This window comes from Kocuria oceani, assembly GCF_029524215.1.
Classification (GTDB): domain Bacteria; phylum Actinomycetota; class Actinomycetes; order Actinomycetales; family Micrococcaceae; genus Kocuria; species Kocuria oceani.
This window is the reverse complement of record NZ_JARAMH010000004.1, coordinates 1-24,852: the sequence shown is the minus strand read 5'-3', so window position 1 is coordinate 24,852 and position 24,852 is coordinate 1. Positions and strand designations below refer to the sequence as shown.

24 protein-coding genes and 1 tRNA gene are annotated in these 24,852 nt (G+C 74.1%); 14 read left to right on the top strand and 11 right to left on the bottom strand.

The features are described 5' to 3' along the window. Window positions 1–43: 43 nt before the first annotated feature. A complete protein-coding gene (locus PU704_RS05430; RefSeq protein ID WP_277550545.1) occupies window positions 44–172 on the top strand; it encodes a hypothetical protein in 129 nt (42 codons plus the stop codon). Window positions 173–333: 161 nt separating this feature from the next. Here the strand turns inward: PU704_RS05430 and PU704_RS05425 are convergent, their stop codons facing one another. Continuing rightward, on the bottom strand, window positions 334–819 hold the full coding sequence (locus tag PU704_RS05425; protein ID WP_277550544.1) for a hypothetical protein: 486 nt from the start codon (window positions 817–819) through the stop codon (window positions 334–336). A gap of 87 nt (window positions 820–906) precedes the next feature. After that, window positions 907–1,893 (bottom strand): alginate O-acetyltransferase AlgX-related protein, encoded by a 987-nt coding sequence (locus tag PU704_RS05420; protein ID WP_277550543.1) that lies wholly within the window; start codon window positions 1,891–1,893, stop codon window positions 907–909. Window positions 1,894–2,082: 189 nt separating this feature from the next. On the opposite strand from PU704_RS05420, the gene PU704_RS05415 reads away from it, so the two are divergent. The 3 genes from PU704_RS05415 (at window position 2,083) to nhaA (ending at window position 6,241) form a co-directional block, all read left to right on the top strand. Further along, entirely contained in the window at window positions 2,083–3,003 is a 921-nt protein-coding gene (locus PU704_RS05415; protein WP_277550542.1) for an ABC transporter ATP-binding protein, read from the top strand. Next, on the top strand, window positions 3,000–4,604 hold the full coding sequence (locus PU704_RS05410) for an ABC transporter permease (protein ID WP_277550541.1): 1,605 nt from the start codon (window positions 3,000–3,002) through the stop codon (window positions 4,602–4,604). Before PU704_RS05415 ends, PU704_RS05410 begins: the two co-directional genes overlap by 4 nt. A 212-nt stretch (window positions 4,605–4,816) precedes the next feature. Next, entirely contained in the window at window positions 4,817–6,241 is a 1,425-nt protein-coding gene (nhaA, locus tag PU704_RS05405) for a Na+/H+ antiporter NhaA (RefSeq protein ID WP_277550540.1), read from the top strand. An 86-nt stretch (window positions 6,242–6,327) separates the two neighbouring features. On the opposite strand, the gene PU704_RS05400 is transcribed toward nhaA, so the two are convergent. Next, window positions 6,328–6,870 carry a type 1 glutamine amidotransferase domain-containing protein gene (locus PU704_RS05400; RefSeq protein ID WP_277550539.1) on the bottom strand — a complete coding sequence of 181 codons (543 nt, stop codon included), beginning with the start codon at window positions 6,868–6,870 and terminating at the stop codon, window positions 6,328–6,330. A gap of 389 nt (window positions 6,871–7,259) precedes the next feature. On the opposite strand from PU704_RS05400, the gene PU704_RS05395 reads away from it, so the two are divergent. From PU704_RS05395 to PU704_RS05380, 4 genes are all read left to right on the top strand, one after another. Then, a complete protein-coding gene (locus tag PU704_RS05395) occupies window positions 7,260–8,123 on the top strand; it encodes a sulfite exporter TauE/SafE family protein (RefSeq protein ID WP_277550538.1) in 864 nt (287 codons plus the stop codon). Between the two features lie 171 nt (window positions 8,124–8,294). Continuing rightward, on the top strand, window positions 8,295–8,693 hold the full coding sequence (gene trxA / locus PU704_RS05390) for a thioredoxin (protein ID WP_277550537.1): 399 nt from the start codon (window positions 8,295–8,297) through the stop codon (window positions 8,691–8,693). Between the two features lie 194 nt (window positions 8,694–8,887). Beyond that, window positions 8,888–9,091 (top strand): hypothetical protein, encoded by a 204-nt coding sequence (locus PU704_RS05385; RefSeq protein ID WP_277550801.1) that lies wholly within the window; start codon window positions 8,888–8,890, stop codon window positions 9,089–9,091. Between the two features lie 4 nt (window positions 9,092–9,095). Then, a complete protein-coding gene (locus PU704_RS05380) occupies window positions 9,096–9,599 on the top strand; it encodes a metallophosphoesterase family protein (protein ID WP_047802952.1) in 504 nt (167 codons plus the stop codon). A 36-nt stretch (window positions 9,600–9,635) separates the two neighbouring features. Here PU704_RS05380 and PU704_RS05375 read toward each other — a convergent pair whose 3' ends face one another. Together PU704_RS05375 and PU704_RS05370 are read right to left on the bottom strand one after the other, a co-directional pair. Continuing rightward, window positions 9,636–10,205: a hypothetical protein gene (locus PU704_RS05375; protein ID WP_047802953.1), complete on the bottom strand. Its 570-nt coding sequence runs from the start codon at window positions 10,203–10,205 to the stop codon at window positions 9,636–9,638. A 226-nt stretch (window positions 10,206–10,431) separates the two neighbouring features. Beyond that, entirely contained in the window at window positions 10,432–10,728 is a 297-nt protein-coding gene (locus PU704_RS05370) for a DUF1540 domain-containing protein (protein WP_047802954.1), read from the bottom strand. Between the two features lie 277 nt (window positions 10,729–11,005). Between PU704_RS05370 and PU704_RS05365 the strand changes: the two genes are divergently transcribed. Further along, window positions 11,006–11,788, top strand: a complete 783-nt coding sequence (locus tag PU704_RS05365) for a cyclase family protein (protein WP_277550536.1) — start codon at window positions 11,006–11,008, stop codon at window positions 11,786–11,788. Next, window positions 11,785–13,455 (top strand): thiamine pyrophosphate-binding protein, encoded by a 1,671-nt coding sequence (locus PU704_RS05360; protein ID WP_277550535.1) that lies wholly within the window; start codon window positions 11,785–11,787, stop codon window positions 13,453–13,455. The genes PU704_RS05365 and PU704_RS05360 overlap by 4 nt, the downstream gene beginning before the upstream one ends. Before the next feature lie 33 nt (window positions 13,456–13,488). Here PU704_RS05360 and PU704_RS05355 read toward each other — a convergent pair whose 3' ends face one another. Beyond that, a complete protein-coding gene (locus tag PU704_RS05355; RefSeq protein WP_277550534.1) occupies window positions 13,489–14,811 on the bottom strand; it encodes a hemolysin family protein in 1,323 nt (440 codons plus the stop codon). 129 nt (window positions 14,812–14,940) lie between these two features. On the opposite strand from PU704_RS05355, the gene PU704_RS05350 reads away from it, so the two are divergent. Beyond that, the gene (locus PU704_RS05350) at window positions 14,941–16,158 is read left to right on the top strand and encodes a glycerophosphodiester phosphodiesterase family protein (RefSeq protein ID WP_277550533.1); all 1,218 of its coding nucleotides are present in this window, start codon (window positions 14,941–14,943) and stop codon (window positions 16,156–16,158) included. 133 nt (window positions 16,159–16,291) lie between these two features. Then, entirely contained in the window at window positions 16,292–17,164 is an 873-nt protein-coding gene (locus tag PU704_RS05345) for an FRG domain-containing protein (protein WP_277550532.1), read from the top strand. Window positions 17,165–17,187: 23 nt separating this feature from the next. On the opposite strand, the gene PU704_RS05340 is transcribed toward PU704_RS05345, so the two are convergent. Together PU704_RS05340 and manA are read right to left on the bottom strand one after the other, a co-directional pair. Next, a complete protein-coding gene (locus tag PU704_RS05340; protein WP_047803740.1) occupies window positions 17,188–17,400 on the bottom strand; it encodes a hypothetical protein in 213 nt (70 codons plus the stop codon). Window positions 17,401–17,481: 81 nt separating this feature from the next. Further along, entirely contained in the window at window positions 17,482–18,639 is a 1,158-nt protein-coding gene (manA, locus tag PU704_RS05335; RefSeq protein WP_277550531.1) for a mannose-6-phosphate isomerase, class I, read from the bottom strand. A 74-nt stretch (window positions 18,640–18,713) separates the two neighbouring features. Here manA and PU704_RS05330 point away from each other — a divergent pair, with 74 nt between their 5' ends. Beyond that, window positions 18,714–20,114: a phosphomannomutase/phosphoglucomutase gene (locus PU704_RS05330; RefSeq protein WP_277550530.1), complete on the top strand. Its 1,401-nt coding sequence runs from the start codon at window positions 18,714–18,716 to the stop codon at window positions 20,112–20,114. A gap of 90 nt (window positions 20,115–20,204) precedes the next feature. On the opposite strand, the gene PU704_RS05325 is transcribed toward PU704_RS05330, so the two are convergent. The 3 genes from PU704_RS05325 to PU704_RS05315 form a co-directional block, all read right to left on the bottom strand. After that, window positions 20,205–21,392, bottom strand: a complete 1,188-nt coding sequence (locus PU704_RS05325; protein ID WP_277550529.1) for a globin domain-containing protein — start codon at window positions 21,390–21,392, stop codon at window positions 20,205–20,207. A gap of 57 nt (window positions 21,393–21,449) precedes the next feature. Next, window positions 21,450–21,941, bottom strand: coding sequence for an RrF2 family transcriptional regulator (locus tag PU704_RS05320; protein WP_277550528.1), 492 nt, complete (start codon window positions 21,939–21,941; stop codon window positions 21,450–21,452). A 162-nt stretch (window positions 21,942–22,103) separates the two neighbouring features. Beyond that, a complete protein-coding gene (locus PU704_RS05315; RefSeq protein WP_277550527.1) occupies window positions 22,104–23,969 on the bottom strand; it encodes a phosphoenolpyruvate carboxykinase (GTP) in 1,866 nt (621 codons plus the stop codon). Window positions 23,970–24,256: 287 nt separating this feature from the next. Between PU704_RS05315 and PU704_RS05310 the strand changes: the two genes are divergently transcribed. Continuing rightward, a tRNA-Arg gene (locus tag PU704_RS05310) sits at window positions 24,257–24,332 on the top strand. Window positions 24,333–24,852: the final 520 nt, after the last annotated feature.

Below are 24,852 nucleotides of genomic sequence, written 5' to 3'. Positions count from 1 at the left end.
CGGCCATGCTAGCGGCGGGTGTGACGCCGCACACGGAACGGGCATGACGGGTTCCGTGGAACACACCGCGCGCGTGGACGAGCACTACGAGCTGTGGGTCGAGGACGTCGGCCCGGCCGACGCCGTCCCGGGGCTGCTGGTCATGGGGGCCAACGCCTCGGCGACGGGCTGACCGCAAGGTCTCGTGGACCGGCCGGCCGACCAGTCCGGTCTGGACCGGGCCGAGGAGACCGTCGCGGCCGAGGACCGGCCGAGGCCCAGCGCCCGGCTCGCCTGCTCGCCGACCCGTTCGGCCGGCACCGGGTCCGGGCCCCTCCCGCCGCGGACACCGCCTCAGATGCGGTCGGCCCGGTCGTTCTCCACCTGGGCCAGGCCCGGCAGGATCAGGGAGGAGGCCGGTCCGGCGAGCACCACCAGCAGCACCCGCAGCTCCGCCTCGGCGCGGTAGGCCCCCACGATGCGGTGGTTCGAGTCCAGGACCACGAGGTTGTCGTCGGCCCGGTAGACGGGCAGGGTCAGCACCACGGGCTCGTCGTCGTCCGCGAGCTCCTCACGGATCCCGTCGAGCTTGGCCTGCCGGTCCTCCGGCCAGCCGGTCCCGGCCGCCTGCTCGACGGTCAGCGGCCGGTGCCGGGGGTGCGACCACTCACCGGGATTGCCCTCGGGATCCACGTGCCACACGGTGTAGAGCGCGCCGATGTCCTCCCGGGACGAGAGCACCAGGTCCTCGACCCGGGCGTTCTCGTCGTCGAGCGCGTCCCAGTCGAGCCAGGTGCGGATGCTTTCCCCGAAGAGGGTCTTGAAGTCCGAAACGTCCATGCCGCCATCTCAGCAGACTCACGGTCCTGTCGCCATGGGCCGTGGCGTTCCGGGGACGGTCCCGTGGGGCGTGCGCGGGAGGGGACGTCAGGAGCCGGCGGCGCTGCGGCCGTTGCGCGGCACGTGCTCGCTCCGGACGTTGAACGCCGAGGCCGAGCGGTCGCCGGGCTCGAGCGGGAAGACCGTGTGGCCCTCGGTCCAGTGGTGCCGGGCGTAGTCGTGCAGCCGCTCCGCGAACGCCCCCTCCCGCCACTCCAGGTAGGGCATGTCCTGGCTCGCGTCGAGGAGGTAGTAGCTGGTGAAGGCCCGCACGATCTCCGGCCTGGCGGGGACCTGCTCCGCCGCCGCGCCGGCCTCCGCTGCGGCGCCCTCCGCCGGGGCGGACTCCCCGAGGACCAGGAACATCGGCGCTCCCGGCGGACCGTCGTGGACCCGCACCGCCAGGCGCTCGGCGACCACGGGGTCGGTCTCCCCGAGTGCCCGGAGCTGGTGGACCAGGGTGTCGAAGCTGCGGCGCAGGTCCATCGGGGAGAGCCCGTAGTGGTGGCGGATCTCCCGCAGCCGGGCCGCGAGCGCCGGCGACCGCGGGTCCAGGACCAGCAGCCGCACCCGGACCCCGGCGCGGAGCGCGCGGTGGATGGCGTCGAGATCGCCGGCCAGGGTCAGCGGGAAGGTGTCCATCCACCACAGCTCCTGGCCGGGGCGCACGCTCCGGAGCACGTCGACGACGTCGAGCTCCTCGCGGACCCCTACGAGGCCCAGCTGGTCGCCGCGGGGCACGGCCGGCTCGGCAGCCGGACGGGCCGGCACCTCGGCGGGCACGGGGGCGGACCGGCGCGCCGGGGCGGCGGCGAGCAGCACGCCCACCCCGCCCACGGTGAGCAGCACGATGCCGGCGTCCCGCAGGACCCCGGACCACGTCGCCCCGCCCAGCGAGGCGCCGACGACGAGCGCCGCGCCGAGCACGACCAGTGCCACCGGCACCGCGGTGGGCCGTTCCCGGGCCGCCGGTTCGGCGGCTCGCCGGGGCTCGGCCGTGGCCCGGTTCTGGGCGGCGCCTCGGATCTCCAGCACGGGGTTCCCCTTCCTCGGGCGGATCTGCTGACAGGTTCGCACGGGCCCTGACCAGCGCGTTAGCCCCGCGGCGTCCCGGGACGTTTGTGACAGGGGGCGGGCCGGGCGGCGCGTCCCTTGTCCGCCGCCCGGCCCGTGCCTAGCGTGGGACCGAGCCCGTCACCGGCACCGAGTCCGTCAGGAGAGCCCATGGAGACCCCGGTCATCGAGGCCCGCGGGCTCGTCAAGACCTTCGGCAGCACCACGGCCCTGGACGGCTTCGACCTGACCGTGGACGCGGGACAGGTCGCCGGCTTCCTGGGGCCCAACGGCTCCGGCAAGTCCACCGCGATCCGGGTGCTGCTGGGGCTGCTCCGGGCTGACGCCGGGACGGCGCGGGTGCTGGGCCAGGACGCCTGGGCCGACGCCGTGCGGATCCACCGCCGCACCGCCTACGTCCCCGGGGACACCAGCCTGTGGCCGGGACTCACCGGCGGCGAGATCATCGACCTGCTCACCGGCATCCGCGGCGGCCGCCGACGCCGGCGCCGCCGGGACGAGCTGGTCGAGCGCTTCGAGCTCGACCCCACGAAGAAGGCCCGCAGCTACTCCAAGGGCAACCGGCAGAAGGTGGCGCTGGTGGCGGCCCTGAGCGCCGAGGCGGAGCTCTACGTCCTGGACGAGCCGACCTCCGGTCTGGACCCGCTGATGGAGGCCGTGTTCACGGACGAGGTCCGCCGGCTCAGCGAGCAGGGCAGCACGGTGCTGCTCTCCAGCCACATCCTGGCCGAGGTCGAGAAGCTCTGCGACACCGTGACCATCATCCGGGCGGGCCGGGACGTGCAGAGCGGGACGCTGGCCCAGCTGCGCCACCTGACCCGCTCCTCCGTCACCGCGACCACGGCCGCGGACCCCGCCGGGCTGGCGGCGGTGGCCGGGGTCCACCACCTCGTACACGAGGACGGCCGGCTGTCCTTCGACGTCGACGACGCACGGGTCGGCGAAACCCTCCGGGTGCTGGCCGACCTGGGCGTGCAGAACCTCACCGTGGCCCCGCCCTCCCTGGAGGAGCTGTTCCTGCGGCACTACGGCGACCGGCTCGACGAGCACGGGGCCGGGGCGCCGCGATGAGGACCGCCGAGCCGTGGGCGGCCACCGGCCGGCTGTTCCGGCTGAACCTGCGGCTGGACCGGGTGCGGGTCCTCATCTGGGTGCTGGCCCTGGCCGGGACCGTCTGGGGGACCGTGCGCACCCTGGAGACGACCTTCCCGGACGACCAGGCCCGCCAGGCCAGGGCGGCGCTGCTGGAGAACCCAGCGGCGGTCATGATGACCGGCCCGGCCTTCGGCGCCGACGACTACACGCTGGGCGCCATGACGGTCAACGAGCTGAGCCTGTCGGTGCTCGTGGCGACCGCCGTGATGAGCATCCTGCTCGCGAGCCGGCACGTGCGCGCGGAGGAGGAGTCCGGGCGCCTGGAGACCGTCCGCGCCCTGCCCGTGGGCCGTTTCGCCCCGCCGGCGGCCGCCCTCGGGGCGGTCGCCGTGGCGGACGCGGCGGTCGGCGCCGCGGTCGTGCTGGCGCTGACCGCCGCGGGGCTCGGCGGCCCCGACGCCGTGGCCTGGGGGCTGGCGACGGCGCTGACCGGGCTGGTCTTCGGCGCGGTGGCCGCCGTGACCGCCCAGCTGACGGAGCACGCCCGGGCGGCGTCCGGCGCGGCCCTGGCCGTGCTGGGGGCGGCCTTCCTGGTGCGCGGGACCGGGGACGTGCTCGAGCCGACCGGATCCTGGCTGTCCTGGTTCTCCCCGCTCGCGTGGGCGCAGCAGACCCGGATGTACGTGGACCTGCGCTGGTGGCCTCTGGCGCTCTCCGCGGCGCTGACCCTGGTCCTCCTCGCGGCGGCCGTCGTGCTCGCCCAGCACCGGGACCTGGGCGCCGGCCTGCGGGCGGCCCGGCCCGGTCCCGCGGCGGCCCGCGGCTCCCTCCTCTCGGTGACGGGGCTGGCCCACCGCCTGCTCCGCGGCGCGTTCCTCGGCTGGACGGCCGGGCTGGTGCTGTTCGGCCTGGCCTTCGGCACCCTGGCCGACTCCCTGGAGGACAGCATCGCGGACATCCCGGCGATCACCGACATGCTCGTGGTGGACCTCGACGCCCTCACCCAGTCCTTCGCCGCGGCGATGCTGTCCTACCTGGCGCTGGGCGTGGTCGCGTTCGCCGTCTCGGCCGTGCTCCGGCTGCGCGGCGAGGAGGAGGCCGGGCGCACCGGGCTGGTCCTCGCCGCCGGGGTGCCACGGCTGCGCTGGTGGCTGGGCTGGCTGGCCGTCGTCGGGGTGCAGGCCCTCCTGGCGCTGCTGCTCTCGGGGGCCGCCCTGGGCGCGGGGGTCACCGCGACCACCGGCGAGACCTCCTGGACCGGCGAGCTGGCCGTCGGTGCGCTCGCCTACGCCCCGGCGGTCCTCGCCGTGGGCGGTCTCACGGCCGCTCTGGTGGGCATCGTGCCCCGGGCGGCGGGGTTGAGCTGGGCCGTGGTCGCGTACGTGGTGTTCGTGGCCTGGTTCGGCATGCTCCTGGACCTGCCCGAGTGGGCGATGAACCTCTCCCCGGTGCAGCTGACGCCGCTGCTGCCCTCCGAGGGCTGGGCGGCCGCTCCCCTGCTGGGGCTGGCCACCGCCGGGCTCGCGCTCGTGGCGGCCGCCGCCGCGGGCTTCCGGCGCCGGGACCTGATCGGCTGACCCGGGCGCGCCCGCCCGCGGTCCTCGGGCGGGCGGGACGCGGGGAGACGGCCGGGTGCGTGGCCCCTCGGCCGGTCGCGCGGGCGCCTCCGCGGGCGCGGCCGCCGGCCCCGGATCGCGCACGCCACCGGGTTCCGTAGACTGAGCACCAGGTGAGCCGGGAAGTCTGGTCGGCATGAGCACATTCAGCGACCCCGGACGAAGGAGCCACCATGTCCAGCCACGACCCCACGGTCCGCCCCGAGGACCACCCCGACCACCGCGCGCAGAACCACGGCAACGACACGCTGCGCCGGGGCAGCTACCGGGAGGCGCTGCGCGTCGGGGAGATCCTGCGCAAGGAGACCGTCGGCGGACTGCTGCTCGTGGCGGCAGCCCTCGTCGCGATCGTCTGGGCGAACTCCCCCTTCGCGGACAGCTACTTCGCCCTGCGCGACCTCGAGGTCGGCTACGAGCCCTGGCACCTGAAGCTCAGCCTCGGCACGTGGGCGGCCGACGGCCTGCTGGCGATCTTCTTCTTCCTGGTGGGCCTGGAGCTCAAGCGCGAGTTCGTGGCCGGTGACCTGCGCGAGTTCCGCAAGTCCGTCGTGCCGATCACGGCAGCGGTCGGCGGGGTCGTGGTGCCGGCCGCGATCTACGCCGCGATCAACCTCTCCGACCCCGAGACCTCCGGCGGCTGGGCCATTCCCACCGCCACCGACATCGCCTTCGCCGTGGCGGTGCTGGCCATCATCGGCTCGCACCTGCCCACCTCGCTGCGGCTGTTCCTGCTGACCCTCGCGGTGGTCGACGACCTGCTGGCCATCACGATCATCGCCGTCTTCTACTCGGAGGACGTCTCGGTCCAGCCGCTGCTGCTGGCCCTGATCCCGTTCGCGCTGTACCTGTTCCTGGCGCAGAGGTACCGGCGGTTCTTCGGCCTCAGGGCCCCGGCCGCCTGGCTGATCCTGCTGCCCCTCGGCGTCGTCGTCTGGGCGCTCGTGCACGAGGCCGGCATCCACGCCACCGTGGCCGGCGTCCTGCTGGGCTTCGCCGTTCCGGTGATCCGCAGCCAGGCCAGCGGCGGCCCCTCGGCCGGGCCGGGCCTGGCCGAGGTCTTCGAGCACCGCTTCCGCCCGCTCTCCGCCGGCTTCGCGGTGCCGGTGTTCGCCTTCTTCTCCGCCGGCGTGGCCGTGGGCGGCTGGGACGGCCTGACCTCCGCGCTCTCCGCGCCGGTGACGCTGGGCATCGTGGCCGGACTGGTGCTGGGCAAGCCGATCGGCATCGTGGGCGCCACGTGGCTGGTCACCAAGCTCACGCGCGCCCGGCTCGACCCCGCCTTCCAGTGGATCGACCTCGTGGGCGTCGCCCTCCTGGCCGGCATCGGCTTCACCGTCTCGCTGCTCATCGCGGAGCTGAGCTTCGACCCGGGCAGCCTGCCGGGCGACCAGGCCAAGGTGGCGATCCTCACCGCGTCCCTGCTGGCGGCCACGCTGGCCTCGGTGCTGCTGCGGGCCCGCAACAGGCGCTACCGCGAGATCGAGCGGCTGGAGTCGGTCGACGCCGACCACGACGGCATCCCCGACGTCTACGAGGAGGACGAGGCGCGGCAGGACGCCGCACAGGAGGCCGAGGTCCGGCCGGACGGCAGCCGCTGAGCCGCCGGGCCGCCGCGCCCGGTCCCCGCACACGAGAGACCCCCGCCCGGGATCCCGGACGGGGGTTTCTCGCGTGCTCGGTGCCGTCAGTCCGCGAAGAGCTTCAGGGCCTCCCGGTTGAACGCCTCGAGGTCACCGGGGTTGCGGGAGGTCACGAGCCGGCCGTCGACGACGACCTCCTCGTCGACCCACTCCGCGCCGGCGTTCTTGAGGTCCGTGGCCAGGGAGTTGTAGGACGTGAGCCGCCGCCCCTGGGCGAGCCCCGCCTCGATGAGGATCCAGGGGGCGTGGCAGATGGCCGCGATCGGCTTGCCCGCGGCGTCGAACTCCTTGACCAGGCGCAGGGCGTCCTGGTCGACGCGCACGTTGTCGGCGTTGAGAGTGCCGCCGGGCAGGACCAGGGCGTCGAACTCCTCGGCCCTGGCGTCGGCCAGCGTGGCGTCGACGTCGTAGCTGCCGGCGTGGTCCCAGTCGCCCTGCATGGCGGTGATGCTGCCCTGCTCCGGGGACAGCAGCACGGGCGTGCCGCCGGCCTCCTGCACGGCCTTCCAGGGCTCGGTGAGCTCGGGCTCCTCGACGCCGTTCGTGGCGATGAACGCGATCTTCTTGCCGGTGATGTCGGTGGTCATGCGCATACCTCCTGCTGGGTGGACGGACATGGACGGACGGACGCGGGCGGGTGGGCACGGACGCGCGGTCACTGGGAACCGCGGCACCGGCTGCGGTGCCGGTCCCGCCGCGGCCTGTCGCGCGACCGCTTCTCGCCGGTGCGTCCCACGGGTTGCGTCCCGCCCGGTCGTACCCGTCCACTCTCGCCGCAAGGGCCCGATTCGGGAAGCCTGCCGGCGGCCCGTTCTCGCACGGCGATCATCCGGGCCCCCGGAATACCCCCAGCGGTACCTGTATACCCCCCGGGGTATCTGCCAGACTGGCGTCGACTCCCTGAGCGGCACCCGGAGCCCGCCGCACGACCCGCGCCGGGCGACAGGCGCCGGACGAAGGCAAAGGACGACGACCCATGACTCTCACCCTCGTGCTGACCCTGCTGCTGGCGGTGCTGATCGGAATCTCGCTCGGACTGCTCGGCGGCGGCGGGTCCATCCTCACCGTGCCGATCCTCACCTACGTCACCGGCCTGGACCCCAAGGAGGCCATCGCGGCCTCGCTCTTCGTGGTCGGGGTGACCTCGGCCGTCGGGGCCGTGCATCACGCCCGCAACGGCCGCGTGAGGTGGCGCACCGGCCTGGTCTTCGGCGCCGCCGGGATGGCCGGGGCCTTCGCCGGCGGCCTGCTCGGCGGACGCATCCCCGGCGCCGTGCTGATGGTCGCCTTCGCCCTGATGATGGTCGCGACCTCCCTGGCCATGCTCCGCGGTCGCAGGAACGGGCCCGCCGGCGCCCACGACGGCGAGCTGCCCCTTCTGAAGGTCGTCGCCGAGGGCCTGGTCGTGGGCCTGGTCACCGGCCTGGTGGGGGCCGGCGGCGGCTTCCTCGTCGTCCCGGCCCTGGCCCTGCTCGGCGGTCTGTCCATGCCCGTGGCCGTCGGCACCTCACTGGTCGTCATCGCCATGAAGTCCTTCGCCGGCCTCGGCGGCTACCTCACCACGGTCTCCCTGGACTGGGTCCTGGTCGGGGCCGTGACCGTCGCCGCCGTCCTGGGCTCGTTCGCGGGCGCCCGGCTCGCCGGGCGCATCCCCGAGGCCGCACTGCGGCAGGGCTTCGGCGTCTTCGTCCTGGTCATGGGCGTCCTCGTCCTGGTCCAGGAACTGCCCGGCGCCGCCGGGGCCGTCGTCGGGGTCACCGCCGCGGCGGCCGGCGTGGCGGCCGCGGTGTGCTGGTTCGCGGTGCCCCGGTGCCCGCTGCGCACCCCCCTCACCGCCTGACCCGGGCCGCACCGCGCCCCGGCCGCACCGCCCGGCCGCCCCCTGGCACCCCGGAGCACCGGCAACCCACCGAGCCCCCGACCACCGCCCTCCCACCGCCCTCCCACCGACAAGCCCGAGCACCGACAAGCCCGAGCACCGACAAGCCCGAGCACCGACAAGGAGAATCCCATGGCCACCATCGACCTCACCGAAGCCGACTTCGCCCCCACCATCGAGCAGCACGACATCGTCCTCGTGGACTTCTGGGCGTCCTGGTGCGGCCCGTGCCGCATGTTCGCCCCCACCTACGAGGCCGCCTCGGCAAAGCACCCGGACGTGGTGTTCGCCAAGGTCGACACCGAGGCCGAGCAGCGCCTGTCCGCCGCCGCCGGCATCAGCTCCATCCCGACCCTGATGGCCTTCCGGGAGGGCGTGCTCGTCTTCTCCCAGCCCGGCGCGCTGCCGGCCGCCGGACTCGAGCAGGTCGTCACCGCGGTGCGGGACCTGGACATGACACAGGTCCACGCCCAGCTCGCCGCCCAGCGGTCCGCCGCCGGGACCACCCGCGGGCAGTCCGCGCGGGCCTGAGCCCGGCCGCACCGCCACCGGCCGGACCGGCATCCGGGCGCCACCCGGCCACCGTCCGGGACGACACCCGCACCGAGGCCGCGGCCGGCGCCGACACCGTGCAGGTGTCGGGCCCGCGCCGCACGACACCATGAGGAACGCACCATGGACATCACCGTCATCGACACCCCCAGCTCGGCGACCGCAGCTACATCGTGCACGACGGCAGGGTCGCTCTCGTCGTCGACGCGATGTTCGACGAGGCCGAGCGGTCCGGCGTCCTGCTGGCCGCGGTCGCCGCCGTGGACCTGAACGTCCTCGGCATCGGCGTGCTCGCGTTCTCCGTCCTCTCCTGGCTCGCGGCCCGCCTGGTGGAACGGGTGCGGCGCGACGGCGACCCGATGCCCGTGCGAGGCTGAGCGCATGGTGAAACTCCTGCTGCTCGCCGACACGCACGTCCCCAAACGGGCCCGCGACCTGCCGGAGCCGGTGTGGCGGGCGGTGGACGAGGCCGACGTGGTCCTGCACGCGGGCGACTGGGTCGACCTCGCCACCTTCGAGCGGCTCCGGGAGCGGGCCGCGCGGCTGGTGGGGGTGTGGGGCAACAACGACGGCCCCGAGCTGCGCGAGCGGATGCCGGAGGTGGCCCGCGAGACGATCGGGGGCGTGCGCCTCGGCATGGTCCACGAGACCGGGGCCGCGGCCGGCCGGGAGGCCCGCATGGACCGGACCCATCCCGGTCTCGACGTCCTGGTCTTCGGCCACAGCCACATCCCGTGGGACAGCACGACCCCGCGAGGGATGCGGCTGCTCAACCCGGGCTCCCCCACGGACCGGCGGCGGCAGCCGTACTGCACCTACGTCACGGCCGTCGCCGCCGGCGGCCGGCTCACCGACGTGGAGCTCCTCCGCCTCCCGCGGCGCTGAGCCGGCGGACCGGACCGGCGGGAGCGGGACCGCCGGTCAGCGCAGGCCCCGCAGCCCGTAGTAGCGCCGGCCCACCACGGTCCCGTTGACCCGGATCGCGGCCCATACCAGCACCAGGAGCAGCGCCACGACCACGACGGGCGCCGGCACGAAGATCGCCCAGACCACCAGCGCCATGCCGGGCACGGCGAGCGCGATCGGCCAGGCGTACTGCACCATCTCCACCGCCATGTAGTCCTGCATCTCCCGCAGCACCGGGTCCTGCGGGATCGCGCCCCGGCGCACCGACATCCGCAGTCCCTTGCTCGCCCGGGCGCGGGCGTCCATCAGGTCGTTGCGGGGGGCGTCGTCCGCGCGGACCAGGGACAGGACGACGCCGCTGAGCAGCAGGGCCGCGCCACCGGCCAGGAGCCCCCACTGCGCCGGGCCGAGCAGGCCGTCCGGGCCGAGCAGCAGCGCCGCGGCGATGCCGCCCAGCAGGCCGACGACCAGGCTGAGCACGGCGGCCAGGACGATCCGCCGCGCCCAGATCGCGTCGAGCTCCCCGAGCCGTGGGATCTGCACGTGCGGGTGGTCGGCTCCGCTGAGCCGGATCTCCTCGTCCATGGCCGTACCGTCCTCTCGTCGTCGGTGGTTCCCGTTCGGACACCTCCATTGTCCCGCGCCGGGCGCACCGGGGCCCGCCCCGGAGCACCCGGCGTCCGGGGCGGCCCCGTCCCGGGCGCCGACGCGAGGCCACCCCGGGGCGCGGAACGCCACGGCCCCGGGGACGACGCCACCCCCTGGTCCCGGCAGGCTGCCGGGACCAGGGGGTGGCGTCGGGCGGACGGGCTCAGGCGGCCTGGTAGGTGAGGCAGTCGGCCTCGTCCGCACCCGCCCCGATCTTCACGTCGTGGGCGGTGCACATCAGGTGGGAGTTGTGCACGCACTCGGCCCGCTGGCAGGCGCCGACCTCGGCGTGGACGGTGGGCAGACCGCCCTCCTTGCCCAGCGGGATGAAGGTCCCGCAGTGGGCGTGGCCGGAGGACCCGGCGACGGTGATGGCGTGGGCGGTGCACTCGTGGTCGTGGTTGTAGGAGCACTGCCCCACGCTGCAGTCGGAGACGGGAACGAACTCGGTGGTGGCCATGGCTGATCCTCCTGGGGATGTCCACGAGACCGGGCCGGCGGCGGCGGCCTCTTCGTCCTTCCAGGATGCGCCGCATCGGCGGCCATGGATAGCACAACTTTTCGTGCCCGATTCCCGGCCGCGCGGACCGGGTGCCCGGACCAGGTCTCGGGCCGGGTGCCCGGGCCGGGCCGGGCGGGGCACAATGGCGGGGACCGCACCATGGCGAGGGCACCGGGCCCGCGACGGAGGCCACGGGCGCAGAGGGCCCCCGCTGGGGGCGGAGGAGGACCGTCCCATGCACGTCCTGACCGAACTGGGCGCGGCGCTGGCCGCCGGGACGGTGGAGGTCGTCGACCTCACCACGCCGCTGACGCCGGAGACGCCGATCCTGCAGCTGCCCGCGCCCTTCGCCAACACGGTGGGCCTGTCCATGACCCCCGTGAGCGCCTTCGACGACGCCGGGCCGGGCTGGGCGTGGAACGACCTGCGGCTGGGCGAGCACGCCGGCACGCACCTGGACGCCCCCGTCCACTGGATCACGGGCCGGCACGGGAGGTCGGTGGACCGGATCGAGCCGGCCCGACTCGTCGGGCCCGCCGCGGTGGTGGACTTCACCGCGGAGGCCGAGGCGGACGCCGACGCCCTGCTCGAGCCCGAGCACCTGGAGCGGTGGGAGGCCGAGCACGGGCGGTTCCCGCGGAACTGCTGGGTGCTGCTGCGCACCGGCTGGTCCGCGCGCGGGGAGGACCCCGCGCGGTTCCTCAACGCCGACGAGCACGGCCTGCACGCGCCGGGGCCCTCCGTGGCGGCCGCGCAGTGGCTGGCCGCGCACCCGCACGTCAGCGGGTTCGGGGTGGAGACCGTCGGCATCGACGCCGGCGTCGCGGGCGGGTTCGACCCGCCCTTCCCCGCCCACCACCACCTGCTCGGCGCCGACAAGTACGGGCTGACGTCGCTGCGCGGCCTCGACCGGCTGCCGGTCCTCGGCGCCCAGCTGGTCGTGGCCCCGCTGCCGGTGGTGGGCGGCACCGGCAGCCCCGCCCGGGTGCTCGCCCTCGTCGAGCGGACCGGGGCGTGACCGGCACCGTCGCCCAGCTCGTGGGCCGCACGCTCGCCGAGCTGGGGGCCGGACACGTCTTCGGCGTGGTCGGCAGCGGCAACTTCCACCTGACCAACGCGCTGATCGCGGCGGGCGTGCCCTTCACCGCGGCCCGGCACGAGGGCGGGGCCGCGACCATGGCCGACGCCTGGGCCCGCACCAGCGGGCGCGTCGCGGTGCTGAGCACCCACCAGGGCTGCGGGCTGACCAACGCGGTGACCGGCATCGGGGAGGCCGCCAAGTCCCGCACGCCGCTGGTCGTGCTCACCGCCGACGCCCAGGCCGCGGCCGTGCACTCGAACTTCCGGGTCGACCAGGACGGCCTCGCCCGGTCCGTGGGCGCGGTGGCCGAACGGGTGCACTCCCCCGCGAGCGCCGTGGCCGACGTCGTCCGGGCCTTCCGCCGCGCCCGCAACGACCGCCGCACCGTGGTGCTCAGCGTGCCCCTCGACGTCCAGGCCGCCGCCGCGCCGGAGACCTCCGAGGTCCCCGTGCTCCCGCCCGCCCCGCGGGTGCGCCCGCACGGCGACGACGCCGGCCGGCTCGCCGCGCTGCTGGCCGCCGCCCGGCGGCCGGTGTTCGTGGCCGGCCGCGGGGCGCGCGGGGCGCGGGCCGAGCTGGCCGCCCTGGCCGAGCGCACGGGCGCGCTGCTGGCGACCTCCGCGGTGGTCAGGGGCCTGTTCGCCGGCGAGGAGTTCGACCTCGGCATCTCCGGCGGCTTCTCCACGCCGCTGGCCGCGGAGCTGATCGGCGCGGCCGACCTCGTGGTGGGCTGGGGCTGCGCCCTGAACATGTGGACCACCCGGCACGGACGGCTGCTCGGCCCGGAGGCCGCCGTGGTGCAGGTCGACCTCGAGGAGACCGCGCTGGGCGCGCACCGGCCCGTGGACCGCCCGCTGGAGCTCGGGGTCGTGGGCGAGTGCGCGCAGACCGCCCGCGACGTCCTGGCCGCGCTGGAGGGCGCGCCCGCGGCGTCGTCGTCCTGGCGCACCCCGGAGCTGGCGGCACGGATCGCCCGGGAGGGGCGCTGGCGGGACGTGCCGTTCGAGGACCTCTCCACGGGCGAGCGGATCGACCCGCGGGTGCTCTCCCGCGAGCTGGATGCGCTGCTGCCCGCCGAGCGGGTCGTGGCGGTCGACAGCGGCAACTTCATGGGCTACCCCAGCCAGTACCTCTCCGTGCCGGACGAGCGCGGGTTCTGCTTCACCCAGGCCTTCCAGTCGGTGGGCCTGGGCCTGGCCACCGCGATCGGCGCGGCCCTGGCGCAGCCGCACCGGCTGCCCGTGCTGGGCACCGGGGACGGCGGCTTCCTCATGGGCGTCGCGGAGCTCGAGACGGCGGTGCGGCTGGGCCTGCCGCTGGTCTGCGTGGTCTACGACGACGCCGCCTACGGCGCGGAAGTGCACCACTTCTCGGGTCCGGGCGCCGGTGACGTCCCGCTGGACACGGTCGTGTTCCCCGACGTGGACATCGCCGCGGTCGGCCGCGGCTTCGGCGCCGAGGGCGTGGTGGTGCGCACGGTCGGGGACCTCGCCGCCGTGCGCGCCTGGGCGGACGGGCCCCGGGACCGCCCGCTGGTGGTCGACGCGAAGATCGCCTCCGACGGCGGGGCGTGGTGGCTGGCCGAGGCCTTCCGGGGGCACTGAGCCCACCGGGTCCGCGCCGGGCGCGGGCCCCGGTCAGGACGGCCCGTCGTCCGGCAGCCGGGTGATCCGGACGCGCTCCACCCGGCTGCGGTCCACGGCCAGGACCTCGAGCCGGCACCCGTCCACCTGCACGGCGTCGCCCGGGCGCGCCACCCGGCCCAGCCGGTCCATGACGAACCCGCCCACGGTCTCGTAGTGCCCCTCCGGGATGGTGAGTCCCGTCTCCTCCGGCACCTCCTGGATGATGAGCCCGCCGTCGACCAGCACGGCCTCGCCCGAGCGCAGCACCGTGTCCTCGTGCTCCCGGACCCCGGCGTCGAACTCGTCGTAGATCTCGCCCACGAGCTCCTCGACCAGGTCCTCCAGGGTCACGATGCCCGCGGTGCCGCCGTACTCGTCGACCACGAGCCCGATGTGCTGCCCGTCCTTGCGCATGGCCTGGAGGGTGCGCAGCACGTGGTTGGTCTCCGGCAGGAAGGGGATGGGCCGCACCACGTCCCGCAGGGTGCGGGGCGGGGCTTCGATCACGCCGTCACCGTCGGCGTCGGCCCGCACGAGGTCGCGGATGTGCACGAAGCCGAGCACGTCGTCCACGGTGGCGCCCGTGACCGGGTAGCGGGAGTGCGGCAGGCCCAGCGCCGTGCGGTACGCCTCGGTGATGGACAGGGTGCCGTCGAGGAACTGCACGTCGGGGCGGGGCCGCATGACCTCGGCCAGGCGCCGCTCCCCGGCCTCGAAGACGTCCGTGAGGATCGAGCGGGAGACGGGCCCGATCCCCCGGGTGTCCACCACCAGCTCGCGGATCTCCTCCGCCGAGACCTCCTCCCCGGCGGCGTGCGGGTCCCCGCCGACCAGCCGCACCACGAGGTTCGTGGACGCCGAGAGCAGCCAGATGACCGGGCGCATCAGCTTGGCGAACAGGTTCAGCGGCGGGGCCAGCAGCTGGGTGAAGCCCACCGAGCGCTGCATGGCCAGGCGCTTGGGCACGAGCTCCCCGAAGACCAGGGACAGGTAGGCGATCACCAGGGTCATCCCGATCAGCGCGGTGGTCCGGGCGGCGGACTCCGAGAGCCCGGCCCGCTCGATCAGCGGGGCGAGGTCCGGGGCGATGGTGGAGGCGCCGTAGGCCGAGGAGAAGAACCCGGCCACCGTCACGCCGATCTGCACCGCCGAGAGGAACAGGTTGGGGTCGCGCACGAGCGCCGCGGTCCGGGCGCCCTTGCGCCCGGAGCGCTCGATCCGGCGGATCTGGCTCTCGCGCAGGCTCACGATCGCCATCTCGGTGCCGGCGAAGACTCCCCCGACCGCCACGAACAGCAGGACCAGCAGCAGGTTGACCAGGGTGTCGGAGTCCATGCCGCCCACGGTACCGGCCGGTCCCGGGACGCCAGGAGATCACCGGCGCTTCACCTCGCGTCGGCCACGCCGTCACCCGGCCCGGCTGGACTGGCGGGGCACCGTCCCCGAGCTCGAAGGAGCACCCCCGTGTCCGATCCCCTCGTTCCCGTCCTGCGCGCCGTGACCGCCGGAGCCCTCGGCGCGGCGACCGTGCTGACCGTCGCGGCGCCGGCCGTCGCGGCCCCCGCCGAGGCCGACCGCCCGCTCGTGATCGGCCACCGCGGCGCCGCCGGCACCGCCCCCGAGAACACGGTCTCCGCGTTCAAGGACGCCCGCGCCGCCGGCGTGGACTACCTCGAGATCGACGTGCAGCTCAGCGCCGACGGCGTGCCGTTCCTCTTCCACGACGACACCCCGGCGCGCACCACGGACGTGGCGGAGGTCTTCCCGGGCCGGGAGAACGACCCCGTCACCTCCTTCACCTGGGCGGAGCTGCAGCAGCTCGACGCCGGGTCGTACTTCGGCCCGCGGTTCGCCGGCGAGCGGATCCCCCACCTCGACGACGCCGCGAAGGTCGCCACGGTCAACACCGGGGTCTACATCGAGATCAAGTCGCCGCGGAACTCCCCGGGCATCGAACAGGTCGTCGCCGACGCCCTGGCGCAGGACAAGGACTGGTCGAAGCTGCTGGCGGCCGGCAAGGTCACCGTGATCGGCTTCGACGAGGCCTCCAACCGCACCTTCGCCGGTCTCGCGCCCGAGGTCCCCCTCCAGCAGCTGACCGGGTCCGTGCCCGACGCGGCCACGATCCAGCGCTGGGCGGGTTTCGTGGACTCGGTCGGCACCAACTACCGCGCCCTGGACGCGGAGGACGTCGCGCGCGTCGACGCCGCCGGCCTGGACCTGGGCGTGTACACCGTCAACTCCCCGGAGGCCGTCCAGCACGTGCTCGAGCTCGGGGTGGACATGGTCACCGGCGACTTCCCGATCCAGACCGACCGCCTCCTCGACGGCCTGGACCCCTACCCGGGCGACCACGGCGTGGAGATCTCCGGCGCCGTCAACGACGTGCCCGGCGACGACGTCCAGTTCGGGACCGGTGAGCACGTGGTGCTCACCAACACCGGCCCCCGCGCCGTGGACGTGAGCGGCTGGATCCTGCGCGACGCGGCGAACAACGTCCTGTCCGTGGGCGCCGGCTACGAGCTGGCCCCGGGCGAGCAGCTGCGGGTGTACACCGGCCCCGGCACCGACACCGCCGACGCCTCCTACAACGGCCGCTCCGCCTCAGTGCTCAACAACGGCGGCGACTCCGTGGCCCTGTGGACCGACGAGGACCGGCTGCAGGACGTCTTCGCGAACTGAGCCGCCCCGGTCCGGGGGCCGTCCCGGACCGCGGGTCCTCCGCTGACCGCGGGTCTTCCCCGGACGGCGGGCGCGCACTGCGGTGGAGCGCACGCTGTCGAGGGAGACCCGCGGAGAGGCAGGGACGCCGTTCATGGACCCGGTCATCGAGATCGCCGAGGACGACCTCTACGGGCTGATCGACGCCCTCACGCACAGCGACTGGCAGCCCTCCCGCGGGCAGTTCCGGATCAACGTGGTCCACCGCGGGCACGCGCTGGCCGACCACGACCTGCACACCAGCCTGTACCGGCTCCGGGGCGGGGCCAGCGACCGGGTCGAGTCCCACATCCTGCGCAACTTCCGCAAGTACGCCGCCCGGGACACCTCGCCGGGGGACTCCGACTGGAACTGGCTGTCCGTGGCCCAGCACCACGGGCTTCCCACCCGGCTGCTGGACTGGACGAACTCCCCCTACGTGGCGCTGCACTTCGCCACCGCGGACCCCCGCTGCTACGACGCCCCGGGCGCTGTGTGGTGCGTCGACTACGCCGCGGCCCACGAGCTCCTCCCCGCCGAGCTGCGCCGCGAGATCCGCGCGCACGAGGCGGGCCTGTTCACCACCGGCATGCTCGGCCGGATCGCCTACACCCTCGAGGACTTCGACCGGTGCGTGAGCGGCGGCGCGCAGGCCGCGCCCCTGTTCTTCGAGCCGCCCTCGCTGGACGAGCGGATCGTCAACCAGTCGGCCGTCTTCTCCGCGATGCCCGGGGCGAGCGCCTCCCTGCACGACTGGCTGGGCGAGCACCCGGAGCTCTACCGCAAGGTGATCATCCCGGCGGGGCTCAAGTGGCGGATCCGCGACCACCTGGACCAGGCCAACGTGACGGAACGGGTGCTCTTTCCCGGCCTCGACGGACTCTCCCGGTGGCTGCGGCGCTACTACGGGCCGCGACCGGAGATGTCCCGCTTCGAGGGCCCGGCCGCGCCGGGCATGACCGAGGGCCCGCAGGCCCCGGTCGGCTGAGCCGGCCGAGTGGGTCCGCCGGCTCACCAGAGGTGGCGGCAGGCCCCGTTCTGGCAGGAGAACTCGGGGGCGCGCCCGTCGGGCAGCATCATCGACGGGGACGCCAGTTCGACGTCGCGCGCGGTGTCCCAGTCGTCGGGCATGATCTGGACGTAGACGAGCTCGAAGCCCGTGGCGCCGCAGCGCGGGCACGGCGCGGTGGTGCCGCGCAGACCGTCGGACGGGGTGGTGCTCATGGCGGGTCTCCCGGGGAGAACAGGCACCGGGCGCTCCGGGGCCGGTGGGCCCAGTCTAGTGACCCCGGACGGGGACCGGCCTCAGCCGCAGGAGACGGTGAAGACCCGGGCGTCCCCGGACAGCTCCACGGCCGTCGGGGCGCCCCGGTGGAGCAGCGACTCCCCGCCGCCCAGCGTCCACTCGGCCTCCGGGGTGCGCACCACCGCGCGGTCCCCGACGGCCAGGAGCACGGCGGTCCCGCGCAGCTCGAACGGCACGGCGCGGCCCGGCACGAGCTCGTGGGCGACCAGGGACAGCCGCTCGTCCCACAGCGGGTAGACGCGCGCGCCGTGCTCGTCGGCCGGGGGCTCCACCACCTCGGGGTCGGACTGCACCTCGGCCAGCACCGCCAGCAGCTCCGGCACGTCCACGTGCTTGCCGGTCAGACCCGCCCGCAGGACGTTGTCCGAGGAGCTCATCACCTCGACGGCCGTTCCGCAGAGGTAGGCGTGGACCTGTCCCGCCGGGGTGTGCAGGGCCTGGCCGGGGGCCAGGCGCACGTGCCGCATGCACACGGCCACCAGCAGGCCGCGGTCGTCCGGGTGGCGGTCGTGCACGTACCGGACCAGCGCGGCCGCCGGGTCCTGCGGGCCGGCGGCGCGGGCCGCGGCGACGGTCTCCGCCACGGCGTCCGCGGCGGCGTCGTCGTCGAGGGCGAGCACCCGGGGCAGCACGGGACGCTCGCCGTCGGCGGCCGCGCGCAGCCAGGCCAGGCCGAGCCGGTCGGCCGTGGCCCGCAGCCGCTCCGCCGGCTGCACCCCGGTGAGCAGCTCCACCTCCGTGAGCGCCACCACGGTCTCGGGCTTGGCCGAGCGGTCCTTGTAGTTGCGCCGCGGGTCGTCCCGGGGGATCCCCGCCCGCTGCTCGCGCTCGTAGCCCTCCTCCGCCTGCTCCGGGGAGGGATGGACCTGGATGGACAGGGGGGCGTCGATGGCCAGGATCTTCAGCAGGTAGGGCAGTTCGCCGCCGCGCGCCGCCGCGGGCAGGAAGCCCTCGGGGTCCTCCTGCACGAGCTGGTCCAGCGGCCGCTCGCGGCCGTCGAGCAGGACCACCGACGGGGCGGAGGGGTGCGCTCCCACCCACAGCTCGGCCTCGGGCTCGGGGCTCGGCACGGGCTCGCCCCGGAGCCGGGCCAGCACCTCGCGCGAGCCCCAGGCATAGTGCTGGACCGGATTGCGCATGCGGAGGATCTCACCCATGCCCGTCATCCAATCACAGACCACCCGCCGGTCCGGCGGCGACCCGGGACGGTCGTGGCCTAAGATCGGCGCTTGTGACTATCGATCTCTCAGCTTCGTTCAAGGCCTACGACGTCCGCGGCATCGTGGGCGAGTCCATCACCGCGGAGACCGTCCGGGCCACCGGCGCCGCGTTCGTGGACGTCCTGGACCTCGCCGGCCGAACGGTCCTGGTCGGAGGGGACATGCGCCCCTCCTCCCCGGAGTTCATGGACGCCTTCGCCGAGGGCGCCGTCCGCCGTGGCGCGGACGTGCTGATGATCGGGCTGATCTCCACCGACGAGCTGTACTACGCCTCCGGCACCCTCGACGCCGCCGGGGTGACCTTCACGGCGAGCCACAACCCCGCCGCGTACAACGGCATGAAGATGTCGAAGGCCGGGGCCGTGCCGGTCTCCTCCGAGACCGGGCTCTACGACATCCGCGACCTGGCGCAGCGCTACCTCGACGAGGGCGCGATCCCGGCCGCCCCGGCTCCGGGCACCGTGACCGAGCGGGACGTCCTGACCGGCTACGCGGAGTACCTGCGCTCCCTGGTGGACCTCTCCGGGACGCGCCCGCTCAAGGTGGTGGTCGACGCCGGCAACGGCATGGCCGGACTGACCACTCCCGCCGTGCTGGGCGACGCGGTCCTGCCGGCCCTTCCCCTGGAGATCGTGCCCCTGTACTTCGAGCTGGACGGCACGTTCCCCAACCACCCCGCCAACCCGCTGGAGCCGGAGAACCTCGTGGACCTCCAGCGCGCCGTGCAGGAGCACGGGGCGGACCTGGGCATCGCCTTCGACGGCGACGCCGACCGCTGCTTCGTGGTCGACGAGCGGGGCGGGACGGTCTCCCCGTCCGCCGTCACCGCGCTCGTGGCCGAGCGGGAGATCGAGCGGGCCCGGGCGGAGGGCGTCGAGACGCCGGTGATCATCCACAACCTCATCACCTCCCGGGCCGTCCCCGAGCTGGTCACCGCCCGCGGCGGCCGGCCGGTGCGCACCCGGGTGGGCCACTCGTTCATCAAGGCCGTGATGGCGCAGGAGTCCGCGGTGTTCGGCGGCGAGCACTCCGCCCACTACTACTTCCGCGACTTCTTCAACGCGGACACCGGGATGCTCGCCGCGATGCACCTGCTGGCGGCGCTGGGCGAGCAGGAGCGCCCGCTGAGCGAGCTGATGCACCAGTACGACCCGTACGCGGCCTCGGGGGAGGTCAACTCCACGGTCGAGGACAAGGCGGGCGCCGTCCGCCGCGTCGTGGACGCTCTCGCGGACCGGGACGTGGTGGTGGAGACCCTGGACGGGACGACGCTCAGCTGCCCGGACGAGGGCTGGTGGTTCAACCTGCGGCCCTCCAACACGGAACCGTTCCTGCGCCTCAACGTCGAGGCGAAGGACGTCGAGACCATGGAGCGGGTCCGCGACCGGGTGCTGGGGCTCGTGCGCTCCTGAGCGCGGCGGGACCCGCAGGCCTTCCGGGGCCGGCAGCACGGAGCCCCGCGGGACAGCCCGTCCCGCGGGGCTCCGTGCTGCCGGGGCGGCTCAGGCGACGGCGGCCTCGCGGGCGTCGTCGTGCAGCATCCACTGGTCCGGGCCGAGGATCTCGTAGGCGATGCTGCGCCCGGGCACGCCCTGGGCGACCGCGGCGGAACGGGCCGCCCGCATGAACGGCAGCGGACCGCACAGCACCACCTGGGCACCGGAGGGGAGCCGCACTCCGGTCAGGTCCATGAACCCGTCGTGGTCGCCCTCGCCGGGGGTCTCCATCCAGGTCTCCAGGCGCGCACCGGGCAGCTCGGCCACGAGCAGCTCGTGCAGCTCGCGCAGGGGCCACGTCGCGGCCGAGCGGTCGGCGTGCAGCACCAGGACCTCGCGCCGCGACTCCTGGCGGACGAGCCGGTCCAGGAACGCCAGCATGGGCGTGACCCCGATGCCGGCGGAGACCAGCACGAGCGGCCGGTCCCCCTCCGGCAGCACCACGTCGCCGTAGGGGTTGGAGACCTGCAGGACGTCGCCCACCCGGACGTCGTGGTGCAGCACGGGGGTGACCTCACCGCGCTCGTCGAGGCGGACGGCGATCCGGCGGGTCCCCTCGGGCCCGGGCACCAGGGTGAACTGGCGCGGCTGGTGCACGCCGTCGGGCATCCGCACCTGCACGGTCACGTACTGCCCGGCCACGGCGGGGGTCATGGGGGTGCCGTCGGCCGGCTCGAGGGTGAGGGCGACGGTGCCGACCCCGGCCTGCTCCTTCGCGGCGACCCGGAACGGGGCGACGACGACGTCGTTGGCCCGGGACCCGTACAGCCCCTCCTCGATCCTGATCATGGCGTCGGCCATCAGCCAGTACACCTCGTCCCAGGCGGCGACCACCTCGGGGGTCGCCGCGTCGCCGAGGTCCCGGGCGATCGCACCGAACAGGTGCTCGTGGACGACCGGGTAGTGCTCCGGGAGCACGCCCAGGGACGCGTGCTTGTGCGCCACGCGGGAGAGCAGCTCGTCCGGGTAGCCCTCCGGGTGGGACAGCAGCCAGGACGCGAACATCGCGATGGAGCCCGCGAGCGCCTGCGGCTGGCTCCCGTTCTCCTGGTTCGCCCGGCTGAACATGCCGTCGAGCAGATCCGGGCGCGCCGCGAACATGGAGCGGTAGAACTCGGGGGTGATGAACGGGATCCGCTCGGCGACCACGCCGATGGTCTGCTCGATGACGGGGCGGGACTTCTCGGACAGCATCGTTGCCTCCTGGGTGCCGGTATCTGACACCCTGAAAGTAGCATTTGAGATGCTTTATTAAGGAATCGGTGCCGCCGGGACCGCCGGCCGGCCCTCCGGCTCTCCCGGGGGCCGCATCCCGATGGACAGGAGCACCGGCCCCACCTGCCGCTCGCTCACGAGGTCGCGCACCCGCACGTCGTCGAGCGCCCGGTAGAAGGCCTCCCGGGCGTCCGCGAGCGCCCGGCGCAGCCGGCACTCGTGGTCCAGGGGGCAGTGCCCGTCCGGGGCCTCGCACGCGACCATCGCCGAACCGGCCTCGAGCTCGCGCAGCAGGGTGCCCACGCCGGTGTCCAGCCCCGCGGAGGTGATGGACACCCCGCCGGTGCGACCGCGGCTCGAGGCGAGCAGACCGAGCCCGCTCAGCCGGCCGACCGTCTTGGTCACGTGGTGGTAGGGCGCGCCGACCCCCTCGGCGATGGCACGGGTGGTGAGCCTCTCCCCCTCGGGGGCGCCCCCGGTCAGCAGCAGGACCCGCAGGGCGATGTCGGAGAATGCTGTCAGCCGCACGACCGGCCCCTCCCGTTCCTCATGGCGGGTCCTTCCCGGATCCCGGCGCTCCCGGCCGTCCGCGGGAGCTCCCCCATTCTCCCACGCACGGAGGAGGGGCCCCCGGTGCGGGGACCCCTCCGTGGGTGCGAGAGCCCGGGCCGCGCCGCCCGGGCCACCGGCTCAGGCCTGGTGCAGACGGTCCTCCAGGCCCGCGCGCTGCTCCAGGATCGACTCGGGCACGTGGCCCAGCCGGTGGAACCACTCGTCGATGCTGGGCAGCTCCGCCTGCCACTCCTCGGGGTCCACCTTCAGGGCGGCCTCGAGGTCCTCGGGGGCCAGCTCCAGACCGGTCAGGTCCAGGTCCTCCGGGGTGGGCACGGTCCCGATCGGGGTGTCCTGCCCGCCGGCGGTGCCGTCGAGGCGCTCCGCGATCCACTTGACCACCCGGGAGTTCTCGCCGAAGCCCGGCCAGGCGAACCCGCCGGTCGGGGTGCGGCGGAACCAGTTGACGTAGAAGACCTTCGGCATGTTCTCCTCGCCCACGCGCTCGCCGATCTCGACCCAGTGGGCGAGGTAGTCGTTGGCGTTGTAGCCGATGAAGGGAAGCATGGCCATCGGGTCCCGGCGCACCACGCCCACGGCGCCCTTGGCGGCGGCCGTGGTCTCCGAGGACAGCGTGGCGCCCTGGAAGACGCCGTGCTCCCAGCCGAAGGACTGCGAGACCAGCGGCACCGTGGTCTTGCGGCGCCCGCCGAAGACGATCGCGGACAGCGGCACGCCCTCGGGGTCGTCGTACTCGGGGGCCAGGATGTCGACCTGCTTGATCGGGGTGCAGAACCGGGAGTTCGGGTGCGCGGCCGGACGGCCGGACTCCGGGGTCCACTCGCGGCCCTTCCAGTCGGTCAGGTGCTCGGGGACCTCCTCGGTCATGCCCTCCCACCAGACGCCGCCGTCGTCGGTGAGCGCCACGTTCGTGAAGATCGTGTTGCCCCGGGCGATGGCGCGCATCGCGTTGGGGTTCGTGGGCCACCCGGTGCCCGGGGCCACCCCGAAGAGGCCGGCCTCCGGGTTGGTCACGCGGGCCTGACCGTCCTTGCCGAAGCGGATCCAGGCGATGTCGTCGCCGACCATCTCCGCCTTCCAGCCCTCGATCGTGGGCTCGAGCATCGCGAAGTTGGTCTTGCCGCACGCGGAGGGGAACGCCGCGGAGATGAAGCGGCTCTCCCCCTGCGGGTTCGTGACCTTGAGGATGAGCATGTGCTCGGCCAGCCAGCCCTCGTCGTGGGCGATGGCCGAGGCGATCCGCAGGGCGTAGCACTTCTTGCCCAGCAGGGCGTTGCCCCCGTAGCCGGAGCCGAAGGACCAGATGGACCGGTCCTCGGGGAAGTGCACGATGTACTTGGCCGGGTTGCAGGGCCAGGGCACGTCCTCCTCGCCCGCGGCCAGCGGAGCGCCCAGGGAGTGCAGGCACTCGACGAAGAAGCCGTTCTGCGCGGTCAGCTTCTCGAGCACGGGAGTGCCGATGGTCGCCATGATGCGCATCGAGCACACCACGTACGCGGAGTCGGTGATCTCCACGCCGTAGCTGGGCCGGGCGGCGTCGAGGTGGCCCATGACGAAGGGGATGACGTACATGGTCCGCCCGCGCATGGCGCCGCGGAAGCGCTTGCGCAGCGCCGCCTTCATCACCTCCGGGTCCTCCCAGTTGTTGGTGGGACCCGCGCCCTTCTCGGTCTTGGTGCAGATGAAGGTGCGCTCCTCGACGCGGGCGACGTCGTCCGGGTCGGAGAAGGCCGCGAAGGAGTTGGGGAACTTCTGCTCGTCCAGGCGCACGAAGGTGCCGGCGTCCACCAGCTCGTCGGTGAGCCGCTTCCACTCCTCCTCCGAGCCGTCGACCCAGTGGATGCCGTCCGGCTGGGTCAGCTCCGCCGTCTCGCGCACCCAGTCGAGAAGGTGCGCGTGGGTGGTGGGCGCGTTCTCCAGCGCGCTCGTCACAGCCTCGTTCAGCCCGGTGGTCTCCGTCGTTGCAGTGGGGTTGTCAGCCATTGACATGTCTCCTCGTTGAGGCCGTCAGCCGACCGCCCGGGGCTCTCGTGGTGGTGCTCGCCGTCGAACACACGACCCGGTCGCGCCGGGCCCACAGTGAGCGGCAGGGAGATGGGCGGCCGGTCTCTACTGTGATGTGGGCTCATCCTATCGCCCGGGCGGGGACCGCCCCAGCAGGGTTACGCGCGCGGCGGCCCGGGGGCCGGGACGGCCGGCGATTTTGCGCTCCTGCGGCCCGCATGTAGAGTTGTACCCGGCTTGGACGGCGGTGACGCCGGGAAGCCGATGCGCCTGTAGCTCAACGGATAGAGCATCTGACTACGGATCAGAAGGTTGGGGGTTCGAATCCCTTCGGGCGCACCATCCACGAGAGCCCCCCTCGGCACCACCGCCGAAGGGGGCTCTCGTGCATTTCGAGCCGGAGGTTCGGCATTCCACCCGCCGGGAATTCACTTTTCTTTGCGAATTCCTGAATTTGCACTCGTTATTGACGGAATGCGGCAGCACGTTCCGTGCGACAGGTAATCCGCCCGGCGAAATGCCACCGGCACGCACCGGCTCCGACGGCACCCCAGGACTGTCGCCAGGAGACCGGCGGCACCGGCCGGTCCCTTCCGTCCAGGACCCGCCCCAGCACGGAAGGCCATTCCGACCTGCGGCGTCGCTCGGAACGTGCACGATCGGCTCCGGCCACCGCCGCACGTCCGCGCCGGCCCGCCGGGACGGAAGCGCCCGGTCCGGGTGACCTCACGTGCCTCACTGCCCTCTTTCTCGGTCTTCGCAGCGGCAATTCTTAACTTTGTGAATTTCGCTTGTGCACATGAATGTGCCGTCCCTAGCCTGATCCCACCTGATTCGCCTTGGGGAATCAGGTTCATTCACG